Genomic DNA, 19,727 nt, shown 5'->3' on the forward strand with positions numbered 1-19,727 from the left:
GAGGTATTACACCAGCGATGGGGCTGGCAGAAGATTTTAAACTAAAACCCTCTACTGTAAGCTCCCATTAAAAATGGGGGGATTACTGATGTACATGAAAGCACAAAGGCGACAGGAATATCTCGAGCGCATTCCGCTTGGAGGAAAGTATGGATATCGACTTAAAAATATTCGGGCCAAGTGCGCTGATACGTCTGCCACATTGATTAATAGCATCTTCCCGGTTATGAGTCTGCTTATTCTGGTGTAGGTTTTTATTTGCCTGAAAAATCTTGCTGCCAAAATAACTTTTTGATTGCCCAAAAAGAGTATACCCAGAGAAGTTCCGTTTGCGCGTGCCTGCCGATTCATCTCAAACCATAATTTCTACTAGGCAACGCATAGCTGATCGCTGTATTTATGAGTAAGCTCTATTTAATAACCCATCCAGTCTCAAGCAAAATGTTAAAAATGATTTGACTAAATCGCTTGGAGAATACATCCGCAATTCCCTCGCGAGGAGTAAAATCTGTTAGTGTTTCTGCTTTAATAATTTCTCGAGCAACATAATCCGCATTGCCCATCGCATCAGCAAGTCCCAAATCAATGCTTTTTTGACCAGTCCAAACGAAGCCACTAAATATCTCTGGATCATTCTTCAACCGATCTCCTCTTCCCTGCTTAACTACCTGAATAAATTGTTCATGTACTTCGCGTAATAACTTGGTAGCATGCTCTTTTTGAACTGGATCCAACGGAGAAAAAGGATCTAGGAATGTTTTATTTTCGCCCGCAGTTAATAAGCGTCTTTCAATGCCTAATTTCTCCAAGGTTCCAGTAAAACCAAAACTATCCATTAATACACCAATGGATCCAATCAGACTTGCCTTATCTACAAATATTTTATCTGCAGCTGCAGCAATATAATACCCACCTGAAGCACACATATCTCCAACTACAGCATAAAGCGGAATATCTGGATATTTAGCACGCAAACGGCGTATCTCATCATTAATATATCCTGATTGCACTGGGCTTCCGCCAGGGCTATTTATCCTTAAAATAACACCTCTTGTATTTTTATCTTGAAACGCGGACCGAAGACTACTATTTATCTTATCAGCGCTGTTCATGCCATCAGCAGTTATCGTACCGCGCAAATCTATCAATGCAGTATGCTTGTCAGTAAGTCTAACCTTTCCGTCGTCTAGCCAGCCTAACGCAAAAAATAATAAAATAAAAAGATACAGAAACGTAATTAGTTTAAAAAAGATTCCCCATCTTCTCGCGCGACGTTGCTCATTTAAAGATGCTAAAACAAGATCTTCTAATAAATTTCTTTCCCAGTTATCTTTCTTAAGATCAGAATCATTCATAATCATTTTCCCGTAAAAAAAGAAGTAGCAACTTAACACAAAGAATAATTAAGCCATGCGCGTAGAAAGTAAAAGTAAAATTAATCTTATAAAAGTTGCAATTCAAACTTGAGTACACTCTACTAAAAAAATTAATTTTAAACAATTTAAAATAAAAAACCCATCACTATAATTAGTGATGGGTTTTTTGATGAGTGCCTGGCGGTAACCTACTTTCACATGCGATTACACACTATCATCGGCGCAGCTTCGTTTCACGGTTCTGTTCGGGATGGGAAGAAGTGGGTCCAAAGTGCTATGGCCGCCAAGCGTAACTTATAAATCAAACAATTTGCAGCTATCATTTGATTTCAGAAAAAGTAAATTGGGTTAGAATAATCAATAAAATATGTATAACTTATCAAATTATTATAGTTATAGGATCAAGCCTCACGGTCAATTAGTATCGGTTAGCTTAACATATTACTATGCTTACACACCCGACCTATCAACGTCGTAGTCTTCGACGAACCTTTAGGAGGGTTAAACCCTCGGGAAATCTCATCTTGAGGAGAGTTTCCCGCTTAGATGCTTTCAGCGGTTATCTCTTCCGCACATAGCTACCCGGCGATACGACTGGCGTCATAACCGGTACACCAGAGGTGCGTCCACTCCGGTCCTCTCGTACTAGGAGCAGGTCCTCTCAAATTTCCAACGCCCACGGCAGATAGGGACCAAACTGTCTCACGACGTTTTAAACCCAGCTCACGTACCACTTTAAATGGCGAACAGCCATACCCTTGGGACCGGCTACAGCCCCAGGATGTGATGAGCCGACATCGAGGTGCCAAACTCCCCCGTCGATATGAACTCTTGGGAGGAATCAGCCTGTTATCCCCGGCGTACCTTTTATCCGTTGAGCGATGGCCCTTCCATACAGAACCACCGGATCACTATGACCTGCTTTCGCACCTGCTCGACTTGTCAGTCTCGCAGTTAAGCACGCTTTTGCCATTGCACTATCAGCACGATTTCCGACCGTACTTAGCGTACCTTCGTACTCCTCCGTTACAATTTGGGAGGAGACCGCCCCAGTCAAACTGCCCACCATACACGGTCCCCAATCCAGATAATGGATCTAGGTTAGAACCTCAACAACATCAGGGTGGTATTTCAAGGTTGACTCCATGAATTCTAGCGAATCCACTTCAAAGTCTCCCACCTATCCTACACAAATGTTATCAAAGTCCAATGTAAAGCTACAGTAAAGGTGCACGGGGTCTTTCCGTCTAGCCGCGGGGAGATTGCATCTTCACAAACATTTCAACTTCGCTGAGTCTCAGGAGGAGACAGTGTGGCCATCGTTACGCCATTCGTGCAGGTCGGAACTTACCCGACAAGGAATTTCGCTACCTTAGGACCGTTATAGTTACGGCCGCCGTTTACCGGGGCTTCAATCAAGAGCTTGCACCCCATCATTTAACCTTCCGGCACCGGGCAGGCGTCACACTCTATACGTCCACTTACGTGTTTGCAGAGTGCTATGTTTTTATTAAACAGTCGCAGCCACCAGTTTATTGCAACCTTATTCTGCTTCATGCGAAAAGCATTACACATACTTAAGGCACACCTTCTCCCGAAGTTACGGTGTCATTTTGCCGAGTTCCTTCTCCTGAGTTCTCTCAAGCGCCTTAGAATTCTCATCCTACCCACCTGTGTCGGTTTGCGGTACGGTCCTCGTCCAACTGAAGCTTAGTGGCTTTTCCTGGAAGCATGGTATCACTCACTTGGCACTCCGAAGAGTGTTTCGTTATCGCGTCTCAATTTAATCGCCCGGATTTGCCAAAGCAATATATCTACACGCTTGAACCGGGACATCCAACACCCGGCTGAGCTAACCTTCTCCGTCCCCACATCGCATTGGACAAAGGTACTGGAATATTAACCAGTTTCCCATCAGCTACGCATTTCTGCCTCACCTTAGGGGCCGACTTACCCTGCGTCGATTAACGTTGCACAGGAAACCTTGGGTTTTCGGCGAGGAAGCTTTTCACTTCCTTTATCGCTACTCATGTCAGCATTCGCACTTCCGATACCTCCAGCAGCCTTTACAAGCCACCTTCACAGGCCTACGGAACGCTCTCCTACCATTTACATAAATGTAAATCCCTAGCTTCGGTGCACAGTTTGAGCCCCGTTACATCTTCCGCGCAGGACGACTCGATCAGTGAGCTATTACGCTTTCTTTAAAGGATGGCTGCTTCTAAGCCAACCTCCTGACTGTTTATGCCTTCCCACTTCGTTTCCCACTTAACTGTGTCTTTGGGACCTTAGCTGAGGGTCTGGGTTGTTTCCCTTTTGACACCGGACGTTAGCACCCGATGTCTGACTCCCATGCTTGCACTCTTTGGTATTCGGAGTTTGCAATGGTTTGGTAAGTCTCAATGACCCCCTAGCCATAACAGTGCTCTACCCCCAAAGGTGATACATGAGGCACTACCTAAATAGTTTTCGGAGAGAACCAGCTATTTCCAGATTTGTTTAGCCTTTCACCCCTACCCACAGCTCATCCCCTAATTTTTCAACATTAGTGGGTTCGGACCTCCACGAAGTGTTACCTTCGCTTCATCCTGGCCATGAGTAGATCATCTGGTTTCGGGTCTACACCCAGCAACTATTCGCCCTATTAAGACTCGCTTTCGCTACGCTTCCCCTACGCGGTTAAGCTTGCTACTGAATGTAAGTCGCTGACCCATTATACAAAAGGTACGCAGTCACTCTTACGAGCTCCTACTGTTTGTATGCATGCGGTTTCAGGATCTATTTCACTCCCCTTCCGGGGTTCTTTTCGCCTTTCCCTCACGGTACTGGTTCACTATCGGTCGATTACGAGTATTTAGCCTTGGAGGATGGTCCCCCCATCTTCAAACAGGATTTCACGTGTCCCGCCCTACTTGTCTCAATCTTAGTTCCACATTTAAATTTTCACCTACAGGGCTATCACCTGCTATGGCTTAACTTTCCAGAAAATTCGATTAATTTAAATGCTAAATATTGAAGGCTGATCCCATTTCGCTCGCCACTACTTTGGGAATCTCGGTTGATTTCTTTTCCTCTGGATACTTAGATGTTTCAGTTCTCCAGGTTCGCTCTACCCACCCTATGTATTCAGGTGGGAGTAACCCTTGCGGGTTGGGTTTCCCCATTCGGATATCTTCGGATCAAAGTTTGCTTGCCAACTCCCCGAAGCTTTTCGCAGGCTTCCACGTCCTTCATCGCCTGTAATCGCCAAGGCATCCACCACATGCACTTATTTGCTTGATCCTATAACTTTAATAACTTGATATTATAAAAATTATAGCTATTGTTGATTTTTACTTCACACAATAATTTTAAAAATACAATCTAACCCTATATTATATTGGTATAAAGAATTAAAAATAGCACATTCTTTTACACCAATTAAATATTTTACTTTTCCATTTTTTTAAAGAACAAAATTTCTTTGACATGCATAGGCATTACTAAGTCAAACAACCACAAGGATTCACTCCATCATTATCGTATAAATAATCATGGTGGAGGTGAACGGGATCGAACCGATGACCCCCTGCTTGCAAAGCAGGTGCTCTCCCAGCTGAGCTACACCCCCTTTAACTTGTTGGTGGGTCTGGGTGGACTTGAACCACCGACCCCACGCTTATCAAGCGTGTGCTCTAACCAACTGAGCTACAGACCCCAAATCGAGTCTAAGCATCATCTATCTACCAGAACAATCCATTTTCACAAAACAGATCTCCGACTCTTAGCTCTGCCTATTAACAATCGATAGGTGTGGATACTTAAATAAAGCTCTCTTGAAAGGAGGTGATCCAGCCGCAGGTTCCCCTACGGCTACCTTGTTACGACTTCACCCCAGTCATGAATCTCACCGTGGCAAGCGCCCTCCTTGCGGTTAGACTACCTGCTTCTGGTGAAACCCACTCCCATGGTGTGACGGGCGGTGTGTACAAGACCCGGGAACGTATTCACCGCGACATGCTGATCCGCGATTACTAGCGATTCCGACTTCACGGAGTCGAGTTGCAGACTCCGATCCGGACTACGACGCGCTTTGTGAGATTAGCTCCCCCTCGCGGGTTGGCAACCCTCTGTACGCGCCATTGTATTACGTGTGAAGCCCTACCCATAAGGGCCATGAGGACTTGACGTCATCCCCACCTTCCTCCGGTTTATCACCGGCAGTCTCATTAAAGTGCCCAACTTAATGATGGCAATTAATGACAAGGGTTGCGCTCGTTGCGGGACTTAACCCAACATCTCACGACACGAGCTGACGACAGCCATGCAGCACCTGTGTTCAAATTCTCTTTCGAGCACACACTCATCTCTGAATGCTTTTTGACATGTCAAGGGTAGGTAAGGTTTTTCGCGTTGCATCGAATTAATCCACATAATCCACCGCTTGTGCGGGTCCCCGTCAATTCCTTTGAGTTTTAATCTTGCGACCGTACTCCCCAGGCGGTCAACTTCACGCGTTAGCTTCGTTACCAAGTCTAATAAGACCCAACAACTAGTTGACATAGTTTAGGGCGTGGACTACCAGGGTATCTAATCCTGTTTGCTCCCCACGCTTTCGTGCCTGAGCGTCAGTGTTAACCCAGGGGGCTGCCTTCGCCATCGATGTTCTTCCATATCTCTACGCATTTCACTGCTACACATGGAATTCCACCCCCCTCTGCTACACTCTAGTCTCACAGTTTCAAACGCAATTCCCAGGTTAAGCCCGGGGATTTCACATCTGACTTACAAGACCGCCTGCGCACCCTTTACGCCCAGTAATTCCGATTAACGCTCGCACCCTACGTATTACCGCGGCTGCTGGCACGTAGTTAGCCGGTGCTTCTTCTGTCGATACCGTCATGGATTGTGGATATTAGCCACAACCTTTTCTTTTCGACTGAAAGAGCTTTACAACCCGAAGGCCTTCTTCACTCACGCGGCATTGCTGGATCAGGCTTGCGCCCATTGTCCAAAATTCCCCACTGCTGCCTCCCGTAGGAGTCTGGGCCGTGTCTCAGTCCCAGTGTGGCTGGTCGTCCTCTCAGACCAACTACTGATCGATGCCTTGGTGAGCCATTACCTCACCAACTAGCTAATCAGACATCGGCCGCTCCAAAAGCATGAGGTCTTGCGATCCCCCACTTTCTTCCTCAGATATTATGCGGTATTAGCACATCTTTCGATGCGTTATCCCCCACTTAAGGACACGTTCCGATGTATTACTCACCCGTCCGCCACTCGCCACCAGGTGCAAGCACCCGTGCTGCCGTTCGACTTGCATGTGTAAAGCATGCCGCCAGCGTTCAATCTGAGCCAGGATCAAACTCTTAAGTTCAATTCTGTTTACTCTCTCGCCTGACGTTTTGATAATTGAAATAATTTGATTATCCAATACCTATAACTGCTTGCGAATACTATTTTTTAGAATTAATTAGCTCATCATTTTGAGCTAATTAACTCATCACTTTATTAAGTATCCACACCTATCGATTGTATTTTTTTAAAGAGCGTTGCTACTTGTTATTTCTTGCTAAGCAGCAGAGAAACGGAATTATACAGACCCTACTTTTCTGGTCAAGGCTTTTCTTTGCTTATTTGCAAGATTCTAGTCTTTAAAATTTATTCATACAAAAATATCCTTACAATACAATCATTCACCCATTAACAATTAATTTAACTATAGTAGCCTTTGATCTTATCTATCAGTTATCCGATTTGACGAACTAAACATCAGAGCAAAAGAAGCTTGGATACAAGGCTTCCGTTACGGCAAAAAATGAGATCCTTTAATTGCATGTGACTTGCATGAGCGACCAGCAGGCAATATTAAATCGGCGATGTGTAGCGGCCCGACCGAACCTGTTGTGAGTAGCAGACTTTATCTTTGTCGCAACTTGGACAGGGTTTGTTTATGTGGCTTTTATTACAGATTATTTTTGCACGTTGTATTGTTGGTTGGCGATCCAGCCGATCATTGCGCATCTATAGGGAGCTCAATACATTGGAACAAGCTTTGTGGGCACGACGGGAAACAAAAGTATTAATTCAGCACAGCGATCATGACAGTCAGTATCTGTCGATTCGTTATACAGAGCTCCTGGCAGAAGCCAATATCAATTTCGATACCTCTGTTGGCAGTGTTGGCAATTCTTACGACACTGCTCTGTTCGAAACAATTATTGGATTATTCAAAATAGAAGTCATATGGCATCACGGTGCTTGGCGCCATATTGATGAAGTGGAATTTGCCACCCCGGAGTCGGTTGATGCAGTCTCTGACTCAAACAAAAAAGTCTCCGGAAAAATCGGGGCGATTCAAACCGAGCAATCCCACTTTTGACAGGACCAACTGTCAGATCAAATCTGAACTACTATAATTTAACTTATTTGACACCCTGCTTGAGGCTTGCTTCTATAAAATTGCTCAAATCCCCATCCAGCACACTTTGTGTATTTCCAATTTCTATATTCGTACGCAAATCCTTTATTCTTGACTGATCCAACACATAGGACCGAATTTGATGTCCCCAGCCGATATCCGTTTTAGTATCTTCTATAGTTTGCTTCGCTTCATTGCGCTTACGTAACTCTGCCTCAAATAACCTCGACTTCAACATCGCAATTGCGTCCGCCTTGTTCCTGTGCTGTGAGCGACCACTTTGGCATTGCACAACTATTCCAGTAGGGTTATGCGTAATCCGAATAGCAGAATCTGTTTTATTAATGTGTTGCCCTCCCGCCCCAGATGCTCTGAATGTATCTATCCTTAAATCCGCCGGATTGATCTCAATTTCTATACTGTCATCCACTTCTGGATAAACGAAAACGCTTGCAAAAGAAGTATGGCGACGGTTACCAGAGTCAAATGGCGATTTTCTAACCAATCGATGCACACCGGTTTCTGTTCGCAAGAAGCCATATGCATATTCCCCAGAAACTTTTAAAGTAGCACTTTTAATACCAGCTATGTCACCTGGCGATTCTTCCAAAATTTCGACAGCCAGGCCTTGCCTTTCACAATAACGCAGATACATACGCTCAAGCATGGCAGCCCAATCTTGCGCTTCAGTACCTCCAGAACCTGACTGTATATCCACAAAGCAATTATTCGGATCCATTGGGCCAGAAAACATACGACGAAATTCCAAATTTGCCACGACTTTTTCAATATTTTCGGCATCAATAGCAATACTCACGAGTGCAGCCTCATCTGCTTCATCCTTAGCTATCTGGAATAACTCCTTAGCATCACGAAGTTGGTTTTCCATAGACACTAACGTATCAACAGTTCCTTCCAGCAATTTCTTCTCACGACCTATTTCTTGAGTACGTCCGCTGTCGTTCCAAACTGTCGCATCTTCAAGCAATCGTATTAATTCATTTAATCGAATCTGTTTGGAATCAAAGTCAAAGAAACCTCCGCAACTCATGGGCTCGATTATCGAGATCCTGGAGGCGATTTAAAATTGCATTAATGTGTTCTGCTTCCATAAAATTTCACCTAAAGTTAAATATAGCAATTATAACCACTACTGCACAAAAAGCTTGTCCACCTTCGTTAAATCCTATTACTTCACAATAAGAATTTTATATTTAATTAATGAAATACATGTATCAACAATCTCAGACAAAAGATAAGTAAGAATTTATAATTGCTCATTATTACTGTAATAATTCTATCAACCTTGGGGCACTAATCAGTTCTCTTAAATAAAAATTATAATGTCAAACTTTTTTGCTTTAATTCCAGCTGCGGGTTCAGGATCTCGCATGAATAGCGAGGTTCCAAAGCAATATCTAGCTTTAAATAATAAGCCCATGATTTATCATTCAATCAACATGCTATATCATAATCAGCTTATCAAAAGTATATTTATTGTTCTTGCATCGGATGATTGCGATTGGATCAAATATGACTGGTCTGAGTTTTCCAGCAAATTAATTGTACTCACCTGCGGTGGTGCAACACGAGCGGATAGTGTGCTAAATGGCCTCACTACAGCAAAGCTGAAAGGCTTGATTGATACCAGTGATTGGATTTTGGTACATGACGCTGCCAGACCTTGCTTAACTTCAACTCTACTGGAGAAATTAATTAATGAATTAACTCAAGATGAAGTTGGTGGATTATTAGCAGTGCCTGTTTCTGATACCCTAAAACGCAGCAATCTCAAAAGTCGTGTGATGCAAACCGAATCTAGAGAAAATATATGGCAAGCACAAACGCCACAGATGTTTCGCTATGAATTGCTCACTAAAGCACTGCAGAATGCTGAGAAGCTTCATATTACTGATGATGCAAGTGCAATCGAAGCATTAGGATTTTTTCCTAAACTTATACTGAGTGATACTTACAATTTTAAGGTCACTTATCCTAAAGACTTGGCATTAGCAGAATTAATTATTCAACAAAGGATCAATACGTGAGTACGATGAGGATAGGTCAGGGTTTTGATGTACACCAACTGGTAGAAGGTCGCCCTTTGATTATTGGTGGAGTAACAATTCCTCACGAAAAGGGGTTACTTGGTCACTCAGATGCGGATGTATTACTACATGCCATTTGCGATGCCCTTCTTGGTGCAGCAGCATTGGGAGATATAGGAAAACATTTTTCTGATTCTGATCCTCGTTATAAGAATATCGATAGCCGTGTGTTATTACGCAACGTGAACAGATTATTGCAAAACTCTCAATATAAAATCATTAATATTGATGCAACTATTATTGCTCAAGCTCCTAAAATGGCACCGCATATCTCTACCATGATTAGCAACATTGCACAGGATCTCAAAACCCAGGCCGGCAATATCAACATTAAGGCTAAAACTGCTGAGCATTTAGGTGCAATTGGCCGTGGCGAAGGCATTGCGGCCGAAGTCGTATGCTTGATTGATCAAACGGAAAACAATTTTGATTAAGAGCAACGTAATTAAAAGAAAAGCGATTCGAGTATTTTTTGCGATATTGCCTTATTGGCAGGTACAAAAGCAATTGATGCGAAATATTGAAATACTTGAACCTATTTGTAGGGGTCGTAAAATTAAAATGCAGCATCTCCATCTCACATTGTTATTCTTGGGAGATGTCCCCACTAACCAGATCCATGCACTACGGCAAATCGCGAAAACTATATCAGCAGATAAATTTGAGTTTAAATTGGACACAATCGGCTATTGGCGACACAATCATATTATTTACATCCAAGCAAGAAATTTTCCCACAGAACTTTTTTCGCTAGCTGATTCTTTAAAAATTGCGCTATCAAAAGATGGGTTCGTATTTGATAATCGCGCCTACAAGCCACACATCACTCTATTCCGCAAAGCCTTCCAATTTGTCAATACTGACTTGATTAAGCCTATCCAGTGGTATGTCGATCAATGGTTCCTCATACAATCGAAACCAACAAACAACGGAGTCGAATATATTCCACTCGGTCATTGGAATCTAAATTAAGCTGATTTCTTAAATAAATAAAAAATTCCATAATTTCTACTCATAACTAAATCAATTTGTTCTGAAGCCTAAGTCCTACTATCATGAAAATTCTCGCTTTAGAAACCTCAACCGAATTTTGTTCCGTTGCACTTCTATTGGAAGAGGCAATAATCGAAAAAGAAGTTCATGCAGGACAACGCCATTCAGAAATTCTTTTACTTATGATTCAGGAAATATTGGTAGAAGCAAAATTGACATTGCAGCAAATCGATAGCATAGCTTTTGGCGCTGGCCCGGGTTCTTTTACCGGTTTACGTATTGCGTGTGGAATTGCACAGGGATTGGCCTATGCCGCCGGAATCTCTATCATAAGAATCAGCACCCTGGAGGCCGTGGCGCAAAAAATAGACAAACAGAAAGTTATTGTGGCGCTGGATGCTCGTATGGGTGAAATATATCATGCAGCTTATCAGAAAGTGACAAACCAGGGCTGGGAAATTATTAGTTCACCCATTCTTTGTTTACCGCAACAAGCACCCGTTTTATCTGATACTAATTGGCATGGCTCCGGTAGCGGGTTTGATGTTTATCGCAAAGAACTATCGTTACGTTATCGTAAAAATCTTCAAAGAATTCACTCTGATATTCATCCGCATGCTAAAGAAATAGCGCAACTCGCACTACTCCACTCAAGCACCGATCCAACTAATGCAACACCGATATACTTACGAAACAAGGTAGCGTTAAAAGAAAATGAACGACAGTTATGACATCACTACGAGCTGCTGATATCAGAAAAATGGATCTTTTGGACATAGATCGCATTATTCTCATTGAGCGAGAAATATTTCTTTTTCCCTGGTCACCAGGAAATTTTGCCGATTCCATCAAAGCAGGATATGTTTGCCATGTGCTCGAACAGGATGATACTCTCAAGGGGTATGGGATAATGATGATGAGTCCCGAAGAATCTCACATACTGACACTTGGCATTGCTGCTGATTGGCAAAAAAAAGGCTTGGGTAAAAAATTACTTAAGTATTTTATTGAATACTCTAGAGAGCAAAAAGTAAAATCGATATTTCTTGATGTACGAGAATCCAATCATGGTGCTGCACAATTATACAAACGAATGGGCTTTCAGCATATTGCCACACGAAAAGGTTATTACCCGGCAATGTGTGGTCGTGAAGATGCACTTGTTATGGAATTAACACTATGAATACCCGACGCAGACAAATACTTAATGAATTAAATCTATTACCAGCGTGGTATTTTAGATCAGGCATCTCAAACCGTAAACAGCCATCTCATCTGAAATCTTCTCCAAGTAAAGAGCTTACATCTTCATTTACACCTACAAAAACACTCGAGCAATCCAAAGAAATGGATCAGATGAATTTGGATCAGCTGAAATTAACAGTAGCGCATTGCACTGCTTGCCCTTTGAGCTTGACTCGCACTCATACTGTATTTGGTACCGGTGACAAAAACGCAACCTGGTTATTTGTTGGCGAAGGTCCTGGTGCTCGAGAAGATGAAACAGGTGAACCTTTTGTAGGACAAGCTGGAAAACTGCTTGACCAAATGTTGTCAGCAATTAAGTTAAGCCGAGAGCATCAGGTTTTTATTACTAATATCGTAAAATGCCGTCCACCTAATAATAGAAACCCTACCGCATACGAAGCCAAGCAGTGTGAACCTTTCCTGACTAGGCAAATTGCATTAATCAAACCAAAACTTATTATTGCATTAGGTAAAGTAGCCGCACAAAATCTTCTTAAGTGTGACAGCAGCATTTCCAGTTTACGTGGAAAAGCACATGATTATTCAGGAACACCGTTGATTGTTACCTATCATCCTGCCTATTTATTACGCTTTCTTCCGGATAAGGCCAAAGCTTGGAAAGATTTGTGTCTCGCCCAATCAATCATGAAATCCTTGACCTAAAACCTACTTGATTCAAATGCTCAATCAACTAAACAATTAATAAAATAATTTAACGCCCCTTCCTTGAGCCGATCAAATGCAATGAATCCCCCTTACTCTGATTTAGCAGGTGCCATTTTCTAACCAAAGTCATCATGACAGATACAAATAATCCAAAAACGACAATGACAATATAGATATGTACCTCCAGTAAAATTAATAAAGCATAAAGTGACAACATCACTAGGATACTCAAATTCTCATTAAAATTCTGTACTGCAATGGAGTGCCCGGCCCCCATCAAAATATGTCCTCGATGTTGTAATAAAGCATTCATCGGTACTACAAAAAATCCTGCCAGTCCGCCAATCAACATCAACAAAATAATAGCTATCCATAAATCTTTCACCAAAACCATAACCATCACAACCATACCCATTGCAATGCCCAATGGAATGACTGCTACTGATTGACGTAAAGAAATCCAACGAGCTGCCATGATAGCGCCTACTGCGATACCTAAAGCTACCACACCTTGCAGTTGAGCCGCCTGGTTAAGCGGGTAATCCATTGCCACTTCGGCCCATTTCAAAACAATAAACTGTAGCGTGGCACCTGCTCCCCAAAACAAAGTGGTTACAGCGAGAGAAATCTGTCCGAGTTTGTCTGTCCATAACAATCTAACGCAGTGACTAAATTCATGAATCAGAAAGAAAGGATTTCTCTTGGGAATACGATGATCAACGCCTGTATTAGGGATATACAAATTGAATAGTGCCGCGATCGAATAAATGATAGCTATTAGAAAAATCCCACTTTCCAATGCATTGTCTACTCCTGTATCTATAAAAGGGAAATCAAGTTGCAACAAAACATCCGCAACCGAAGGAGTAATCAATATACCGCCTAATACAGTCCCCAATACGATAGAAGCTACCGTTAATCCCTCAATCCATCCGTTTGCAATCACCAGTTTTTCCGGTGGCAATAATTCTGTCAATATGCCATATTTAGCAGGCGAGTAAGCGGCGGCACCCAATCCCACAACTGCGTACGCAGCCAACGCAAAATATTGATGCGTAGCAACAAATAATAACCCGCAACCTGTAATTTTGATGGTATTGCTAATAAACATGACTCGCCCTTTTGGCATAGAATCAGCAAATGCGCCAACAAATGGAGCAAGAATGACATAGAACAATACAAAAACAAACTTCAACATAGGTGTTAGGTAAGCAGGAGCATGCAAATCAATGAGCAAAGCAATCGCCACAACGAGCAACGCATTATCTGCAAGTGAAGAAAAGAATTGCGCTGCCATAATAGTATAAAACCCGCGTTTCAAACTTATTTCCTATTATTTTGGTTATTCGCCAAGTAACTGATAATTGAACTCTTTCTTTAAAAGCCTACTTAAAGAAAAAGCTTTGACTCATTCTTTACCAATAATTTCAATCTAACATACGAGATTAGCATATTATGCAGGGTACCGAAGCATCAACGCTTGAAAGTATATTCGATGCACTGGATAGAATCTTAACAATAATATTTTTTATCATAAAATTTAATGTCACGCCCAATTCAAGCAATCATTAACCATTCCGCTTTAACACATAATCTGACCATAGTCCGTCAATACGCACCTGATGCGCGTATTCTGGCAGTTCTCAAAGCAGATGCGTACGGCCATGGACTACTTAATACCGCTAACGCTCTTAAAAATGTCGATGGATTTGCACTACTGGAATTAGATGCCGCTATATCTCTACGCACCACAGGTTATCAACAGCCAATTTTACTCTTGGAAGGCTTCTTTTCTACAAACGAATTAGCTTTATTTGAACAGTATCAATTGAGTTCCGTCATTCATCATACTGAGCAAGTAGCCATGTTATCTAAATACAAGCAACATAGAATGGGTGTATTCATAAAGGTAAATACCGGCATGAATCGATTGGGATTTTCTCCCAAACAATTGCCACAGATCATTGAGGAATTGATAAATAATCAACACATAAAAGATATTACGCTCATGACACATTTTGCCAGCGCCGATGATCCTTCTGAAAAAGCAAGCGTTTCTCGTCAGCTTCAATGTTTCGAAACAATCACAAAAAAATATAATTATCCATGCTCACTTTCTAACTCAGCCGCCATAATCAATTACCCTGAAACCCATGGCAACTGGGTACGTCCTGGGATCATGCTATATGGCGCCTCACCTTTCTCCGATAAAACTGCAGCAGATCTCAACCTTCAACCGGTCATGACGCTATCAAGTAAGATTATTGCAATACATGATTTGAAAGTTGGAGACAAAGTTGGTTATCACGGTCTTTTCGAGGCTGAATATCCAATGCGCATTGGCATTGCGGCGTGTGGTTATGCCGATGGCTATCCGCGTCATGCACCCACTGATACTCCTGTATTGATTAATAATCAGCGTAGCCGATTACTAGGTCGAGTATCCATGGATATGCTGGCAATAGATCTAACCGGAATTAAAAATGCAAAACCAGGAGACTCAGTTGTTCTTTGGGGTGAAGGCATACCTGTCGATGAAATAGCTAAGTACGCTGGAACTTCCAGTTATGAGCTACTTTGTGGACTCGCTGCACGGGTAGATAGGAAATTTCTTAAATCGTTTTAATTGCCGATCTACCCGACATTGGAAGGAAATTATTCTACTTTTGCTTTGCTGCGTAATTCTTGCACTACTGTAGCAAATTCGCGCTGCAGAACACGCTGTTGTATGTTTTGCTTTACTTCTTCAAATGGAGGAACTTCCATTGGACGTATATCCATCAATTGAATTACGTGCCAGCCAAATGAAGTTTGTACTGGCTGCTCGGTCAATCCACCCTTTGATAATTTTACCAGTGCTTCAGAGAATGGTCTGACATAAGCAGCAGGTGGGCTCCAGTTTAATTCTCCGCCATTTTCCTTACTTCCATCATCGATAGATTTTTCTTCAGCAATCTTGGCAAAATTACCGCCTTTCTTAAGATTAGCAATAATATCCCGCGCTTCGCCTTCGTTTTCTACAAGAATATGGCGAGCTTTATATTCTTTATCACCCATCTGCACTCTTAGAACATCGTATTCCTTACGTAAAGTATCATCGCTGACATGATTATTTTTTATATAATCGGCCTGAAATGCTCTAACCAAAACTGCCTGGCGTGCTATTTCAAGTTGCGCGATAGTCTCTGGATCCTGATCAAGGCGCTTTTTAACCGCTTCTTGTGCGAGAATCTCTTCTGCAATTAGATTCTCACGTAAAGCCTTCCTCATTTCTGGACCATCTTGCTGCCCCTGCGCCACATTCGCCTTCACCATCAATTCCAAGCGAGATTGTGGAATTGCCACACCATTCACTTTAGCCACAACTCCTGATGACTGGGCCTGAACGGATAACGCTACCAAGCTCCATACACTAACTATCATTACTTGTGAGAATTTCTTCAAACGCATGGAATTTCCTTTTTTATGATTGGGATAAAATTTAAATTCATCAGAATATATCATCAATATAAAGTATACGCTTATACTTCTTAGCCGTGAACTCCAGACACCATTTTTTCTAATGAAATTACTTGATATTACAGAGAAAAGCCCCATTAGTGTTTATTCAGGGAAAACCTTTTTAAAAGGTTTAACTGTTATTCTTTGGTATACGCCTGCATTAACATAAGGATCCTCATTAGCCCAAACCCGAGCTGCTTCCAGAGATTCAAACTCCGCCACTATCAAACTGCCCGAGAAACCATGTGGACCGGGATCTTGATTATCAATAGCAGGGTATGGTCCCGCTAAAATTAATCTACCAGCTTCTTGCAATGTCTTAATTCTCCTTAAATGTTCTGACCTAACTGACATCCTTTTTTCTAAGCTATTTGGCATATCCTCTGCATTTATCGCATATAGCATCATTGTTCCTTTCCAGGCTTATTGTCAATTTTTTCACTCAGATTGTCTTGTTCATATGCAGCCAAAATTTTTTCAGGGGCTTGCTCCAAATATTTCCCCAATATCATAACTTGCAATATTATAAATACAAGCATTATTCCTGTAGCACCAAATAATTTAAACGTAACCCACGTATCTACCGAAAAGCTAAAAGCAACATAGAGATTAATAACTCCCATGAATAGAAAAAAAACTACCCAACTCAAATTGAGTTTATTCCATATTGCTGCAGGCAAGCTCATTTGTTTCTCAAGCATTATTTCGACTAAATTCCTTCTCAAAACTAAGCTCGATACAAGCAAAACAGATGCGATTAACCAATACAGCACTGTCGGTTTCCATTTAATAAACATCTCATCCTGAACTAACAATGTAGCACCACCAAAAATTACAATAATCGCCAGATTTATCCACATCAGCTTTTCTATTTGATGCTGTCGAAACCAAAGCCAGCCTATTTGTGCAATAGTCGCTGCTATCGCTACAGCAGTTGCAATAAAAATATCATAAAACTTAAAAGTTAAAAAAAATAATATTACTGGAAACAGATCAAAGCAAAACTTCATTGCGGTAAGCATTCCATATTTATTCTATTATCAGTCATAAAATCACTAAAAGTTGAAATTGTCGCTTATTATCACTTTAGTATTGCAGGTAACTGAGTTGTTAAGGCGTTTCTTTCCTTGATTGCTGCACCCAACAATGCATATCCCAGCATATTTCCTGCGTTATCTTGATAAATTGCTTTAATACCATCATTCTCTGTTTCAACATTCCATTCACCTTTGATACTAAAATCTGGCGGCGAAACTACGGTTGGACATGATGGAGTCTTTACTATAACCGGCATTGCTGGATAATGAATCTGAGTAGGATTACCCATAAGTGTTGCAGCTAAAGCCCGTGCGGCATGCGAAATAGGCATTACAAATGGCAGCACTTTTCCTTCAACTTCAGCACAATCACCTAAAGCATAAATATCGGCACAATGAGTTCGTAGCAATCGGTTAACAACGATGCCTCGATTAACTTGAATACCTGCTGCGGCAGCAAGTTGCGTGCGCGGATTCAATCCAACCGCTGACAATACAATATCAGATTCGATTGATTCGCCATTGGTTAACGTCAGGCAAAATCTCTCTTGTATTTGATCAACCGACTGGGTCGTTGTATTTAAGTGAAAAACGACACCAGCCGCCGCCAATTTCTTCTGTATAAATGCTCCTCCCACTGGTGGCAGGAGACGTCCGAGCGGTTGCGCACTCATGTCAACCACATCGACTTGATAGCCATTCGCCACCAAATCATTGGCAAATTCGCAACCAATTAAACCTGCTCCTATAATACAGACTCTTCTTCGCCCAATTAGCACATCACGAAATTTCTTATAATCATCAAGATCATTTACAGTTAATATCGCTGCTGTACCATTTCCTGATAATGGTAGCCGCACTTGATCTGCACCCAGCGCTAAAACCAACTGTCCGTATACTATCCGTTCGCCATTCGACAAAGTTAGCGCATGATCTTCTTGATCTATCAAGGTAACCCGGCAAAAAGGACGGATGGAAATTTTCAACTGCTCTGCCATTTGAACAGCATCGCCATTTAAAATAGACTCAGGAGTCTTGCCGTATGATATAGCATTCGATAACATAGGTTTGGAATAGAAACCGCCATGATCGGCTGATAACATTTCAATGGGTAACTCTGTATCCAGCTTGCGTATTTCGCGTGCTACTGCATAGCCGGCCAAACCACTACCCACAATCACCACCGATTTTCCCATTGACTCATATCTCCATTATTTCAAAATACATCTGATCATTCCAAACTCAGAACAAATCACTTATTAGAATATCTTCCCATCTAATGTCCAGTTTAACTCCCTGTGTTGTATTAGTATGTGATCATCGTGAAGGAGGCCACAAAATCGCAGCGCTATTGTTTTCTTCCTTCAATTTTTCAAGATTAAAAAAAGCACATTGATAAGGAAAGTATTCCAGATTCAATGTGCTTTTTTAATATTATGGCGAGTTGTCAATAAACAATGATAAACTAATCAATTAGATATTTATCAGTCAAATTCAATACCAAGTTGGTACACTAATTAATGTTATTTTAGCAATCTCCATCATTCAAAATACAATGTCAATAAAACCAATCCACTTATAGCTACTTTCTTATTCTACTTCACTACTGTTAGTTACTAAGCTTGTGCGTCTTTGCAGATATGCATCGCGCATGAATTCATATTTATCCAACGCAGCTTCTTCCAGCGTTTTCTCTACATCCAATAACTGCGCACGTGTATTTACAGCCCTCGCTCCTGCTACCGGGAGACGTAAAGCCGTTGAATTAATATAACTCACATTATGCAGAAAAACCGATGTTACACCTTGCGTAACAGGATCCACAAAAAAACTGTCAACAGCAATGCCAAAAGTATCTCGCAGGGAACTCGGTCCAAGAAAAGGCAATACCACATAAGGTCCACTACCAATTCCATAATGCCCTAAAGTTTGACCAAAATCTTCATTTCTCTTGCTAAGATTAACATCACTAGCTGCACTTATATCGCTCGCAATATCGATCAAGCCAAAAACACCAAAAGTGGTGTTGATAAGTAATCGTGCACTAGTGGCAAGCGCACTCTCATAATTTAATTGAAGAATAGAGTTGGTTATCACCACCACATCGTTAAGGTTTGAAAAAAAGTTCCCTACCATCATTTCAAGAGGATCAGGCATAACCTTCTTATAACCTCTAGCAACTGGTTCGAATACATTGTTATCGACCATTTCATTAAAATTAAAAACAGCACGATTCATCGGTTCAAGAGGATCGTAAGGACCGTTCTCGTTATTCAATTTCGTGGAAGCACAGCCGGTTAAAAATAAACCAGCCAATAAAGTAGCTACAACTTTGGAATGAAAAGTATTCATCATGTTCTTATTTTAGTAAAAAATTTTATGGATATTGCCACATTTA

At 41.6% G+C, this 19,727-nt stretch carries 16 protein-coding genes, 2 tRNA genes, 3 rRNA genes and 1 pseudogene; 9 read left to right on the plus strand and 13 right to left on the minus strand.

The window, feature by feature from the left end:
- Positions 1–94 precede the first annotated feature (94 nt).
- Positions 95–250: a hypothetical protein gene (locus C7H79_RS18875; RefSeq protein WP_242447234.1), complete on the plus strand. Its 156-nt coding sequence runs from the start codon at positions 95–97 to the stop codon at positions 248–250.
- 160 nt (positions 251–410) lie between these two features.
- On the opposite strand, the gene C7H79_RS10000 is transcribed toward C7H79_RS18875, so the two are convergent.
- The 6 genes from C7H79_RS10000 to C7H79_RS10025 form a co-directional block, all read right to left on the minus strand.
- Positions 411–1,355 (minus strand): S49 family peptidase, encoded by a 945-nt coding sequence (locus C7H79_RS10000; protein ID WP_106707134.1) that lies wholly within the window; start codon positions 1,353–1,355, stop codon positions 411–413.
- Positions 1,356–1,551: 196 nt separating this feature from the next.
- A 5S ribosomal RNA gene (gene rrf / locus C7H79_RS10005) occupies positions 1,552–1,664 on the minus strand.
- A gap of 109 nt (positions 1,665–1,773) precedes the next feature.
- Positions 1,774–4,658: ribosomal RNA gene (locus tag C7H79_RS10010) — 23S ribosomal RNA — on the minus strand.
- Positions 4,659–4,910: 252 nt separating this feature from the next.
- Positions 4,911–4,986: transfer RNA gene (locus C7H79_RS10015), tRNA-Ala, on the minus strand.
- Positions 4,987–4,996: 10 nt separating this feature from the next.
- Positions 4,997–5,073, minus strand: a tRNA-Ile gene (locus tag C7H79_RS10020).
- Positions 5,074–5,194: 121 nt separating this feature from the next.
- Positions 5,195–6,732: ribosomal RNA gene (locus C7H79_RS10025) — 16S ribosomal RNA — on the minus strand.
- Together the 16S, 23S and 5S rRNA genes with 2 tRNA genes alongside form the textbook arrangement of a ribosomal RNA operon.
- A 491-nt stretch (positions 6,733–7,223) precedes the next feature.
- Here C7H79_RS10025 and C7H79_RS10030 point away from each other — a divergent pair.
- Positions 7,224–7,665 (plus strand): annotated as a pseudogene (locus C7H79_RS10030) (DDE-type integrase/transposase/recombinase); the annotation flags it as partial.
- A 115-nt stretch (positions 7,666–7,780) separates the two neighbouring features.
- Here C7H79_RS10030 and prfB read toward each other — a convergent pair.
- Positions 7,781–8,888, minus strand: a protein-coding gene (gene prfB / locus C7H79_RS10035; RefSeq protein ID WP_119983661.1) for a peptide chain release factor 2 whose coding sequence is annotated in 2 segments (ribosomal slippage) — positions 7,781–8,806 and positions 8,808–8,888 — 1,107 coding nt in all. Because the reading frame shifts where the segments join, the coding sequence is not laid out codon by codon here.
- 231 nt (positions 8,889–9,119) lie between these two features.
- Here prfB and ispD point away from each other — a divergent pair.
- The 6 genes from ispD to C7H79_RS10065 all read left to right on the plus strand — a co-directional run bounded on the left by ispD (position 9,120) and on the right by C7H79_RS10065 (position 12,788).
- The gene (gene ispD, locus C7H79_RS10040; protein ID WP_106707137.1) at positions 9,120–9,824 is read left to right on the plus strand and encodes a 2-C-methyl-D-erythritol 4-phosphate cytidylyltransferase; all 705 of its coding nucleotides are present in this window, start codon (positions 9,120–9,122) and stop codon (positions 9,822–9,824) included.
- A gap of 5 nt (positions 9,825–9,829) precedes the next feature.
- A complete protein-coding gene (ispF, locus tag C7H79_RS10045) occupies positions 9,830–10,318 on the plus strand; it encodes a 2-C-methyl-D-erythritol 2,4-cyclodiphosphate synthase (RefSeq protein ID WP_147383584.1) in 489 nt (162 codons plus the stop codon).
- On the plus strand, positions 10,311–10,856 hold the full coding sequence (thpR, locus tag C7H79_RS10050; protein WP_106707139.1) for an RNA 2',3'-cyclic phosphodiesterase: 546 nt from the start codon (positions 10,311–10,313) through the stop codon (positions 10,854–10,856). The genes ispF and thpR overlap by 8 nt, the downstream gene beginning before the upstream one ends.
- An 83-nt stretch (positions 10,857–10,939) precedes the next feature.
- Positions 10,940–11,608 (plus strand): tRNA (adenosine(37)-N6)-threonylcarbamoyltransferase complex dimerization subunit type 1 TsaB, encoded by a 669-nt coding sequence (tsaB, locus tag C7H79_RS10055; protein WP_106707140.1) that lies wholly within the window; start codon positions 10,940–10,942, stop codon positions 11,606–11,608.
- Entirely contained in the window at positions 11,605–12,060 is a 456-nt protein-coding gene (rimI, locus tag C7H79_RS10060; RefSeq protein WP_106707141.1) for a ribosomal protein S18-alanine N-acetyltransferase, read from the plus strand. Before tsaB ends, rimI begins: the two co-directional genes overlap by 4 nt.
- Complete coding sequence (locus C7H79_RS10065) at positions 12,057–12,788, plus strand: uracil-DNA glycosylase (protein WP_106707142.1); 732 nt, start codon at positions 12,057–12,059, stop codon at positions 12,786–12,788. The genes rimI and C7H79_RS10065 overlap by 4 nt, the downstream gene beginning before the upstream one ends.
- A gap of 49 nt (positions 12,789–12,837) precedes the next feature.
- On the opposite strand, the gene lplT is transcribed toward C7H79_RS10065, so the two are convergent.
- Complete coding sequence (gene lplT, locus C7H79_RS10070) at positions 12,838–14,112, minus strand: lysophospholipid transporter LplT (RefSeq protein WP_106707143.1); 1,275 nt, start codon at positions 14,110–14,112, stop codon at positions 12,838–12,840.
- A 222-nt stretch (positions 14,113–14,334) separates the two neighbouring features.
- Between lplT and alr the strand changes: the two genes are divergently transcribed.
- Positions 14,335–15,417, plus strand: a complete 1,083-nt coding sequence (gene alr / locus C7H79_RS10075) for an alanine racemase (RefSeq protein WP_106707144.1) — start codon at positions 14,335–14,337, stop codon at positions 15,415–15,417.
- A 29-nt stretch (positions 15,418–15,446) separates the two neighbouring features.
- On the opposite strand, the gene C7H79_RS10080 is transcribed toward alr, so the two are convergent.
- The 5 genes from C7H79_RS10080 to C7H79_RS10100 all read right to left on the minus strand — a co-directional run bounded on the left by C7H79_RS10080 (position 15,447) and on the right by C7H79_RS10100 (position 19,684).
- Positions 15,447–16,241, minus strand: a complete 795-nt coding sequence (locus tag C7H79_RS10080) for a peptidylprolyl isomerase (protein WP_106707171.1) — start codon at positions 16,239–16,241, stop codon at positions 15,447–15,449.
- 153 nt (positions 16,242–16,394) lie between these two features.
- Entirely contained in the window at positions 16,395–16,697 is a 303-nt protein-coding gene (locus C7H79_RS10085) for a YciI family protein (protein WP_106707172.1), read from the minus strand.
- Complete coding sequence (locus C7H79_RS10090; RefSeq protein ID WP_106707145.1) at positions 16,697–17,302, minus strand: septation protein A; 606 nt, start codon at positions 17,300–17,302, stop codon at positions 16,697–16,699. The genes C7H79_RS10085 and C7H79_RS10090 overlap by 1 nt, the downstream gene beginning before the upstream one ends.
- 71 nt (positions 17,303–17,373) lie before the next feature.
- Positions 17,374–18,525, minus strand: coding sequence for an FAD-dependent oxidoreductase (locus C7H79_RS10095; RefSeq protein WP_106707146.1), 1,152 nt, complete (start codon positions 18,523–18,525; stop codon positions 17,374–17,376).
- A gap of 394 nt (positions 18,526–18,919) precedes the next feature.
- Positions 18,920–19,684: an MlaA family lipoprotein gene (locus C7H79_RS10100; RefSeq protein ID WP_106707147.1), complete on the minus strand. Its 765-nt coding sequence runs from the start codon at positions 19,682–19,684 to the stop codon at positions 18,920–18,922.
- Between the last annotated feature and the right edge of the window lie 43 nt (positions 19,685–19,727).

Origin of the sequence: Nitrosomonas supralitoralis (assembly GCF_003011925.2) — a bacterium.
In the GTDB taxonomy this organism is placed as follows: Bacteria; Pseudomonadota; Gammaproteobacteria; order Burkholderiales; family Nitrosomonadaceae; genus Nitrosomonas; species Nitrosomonas supralitoralis.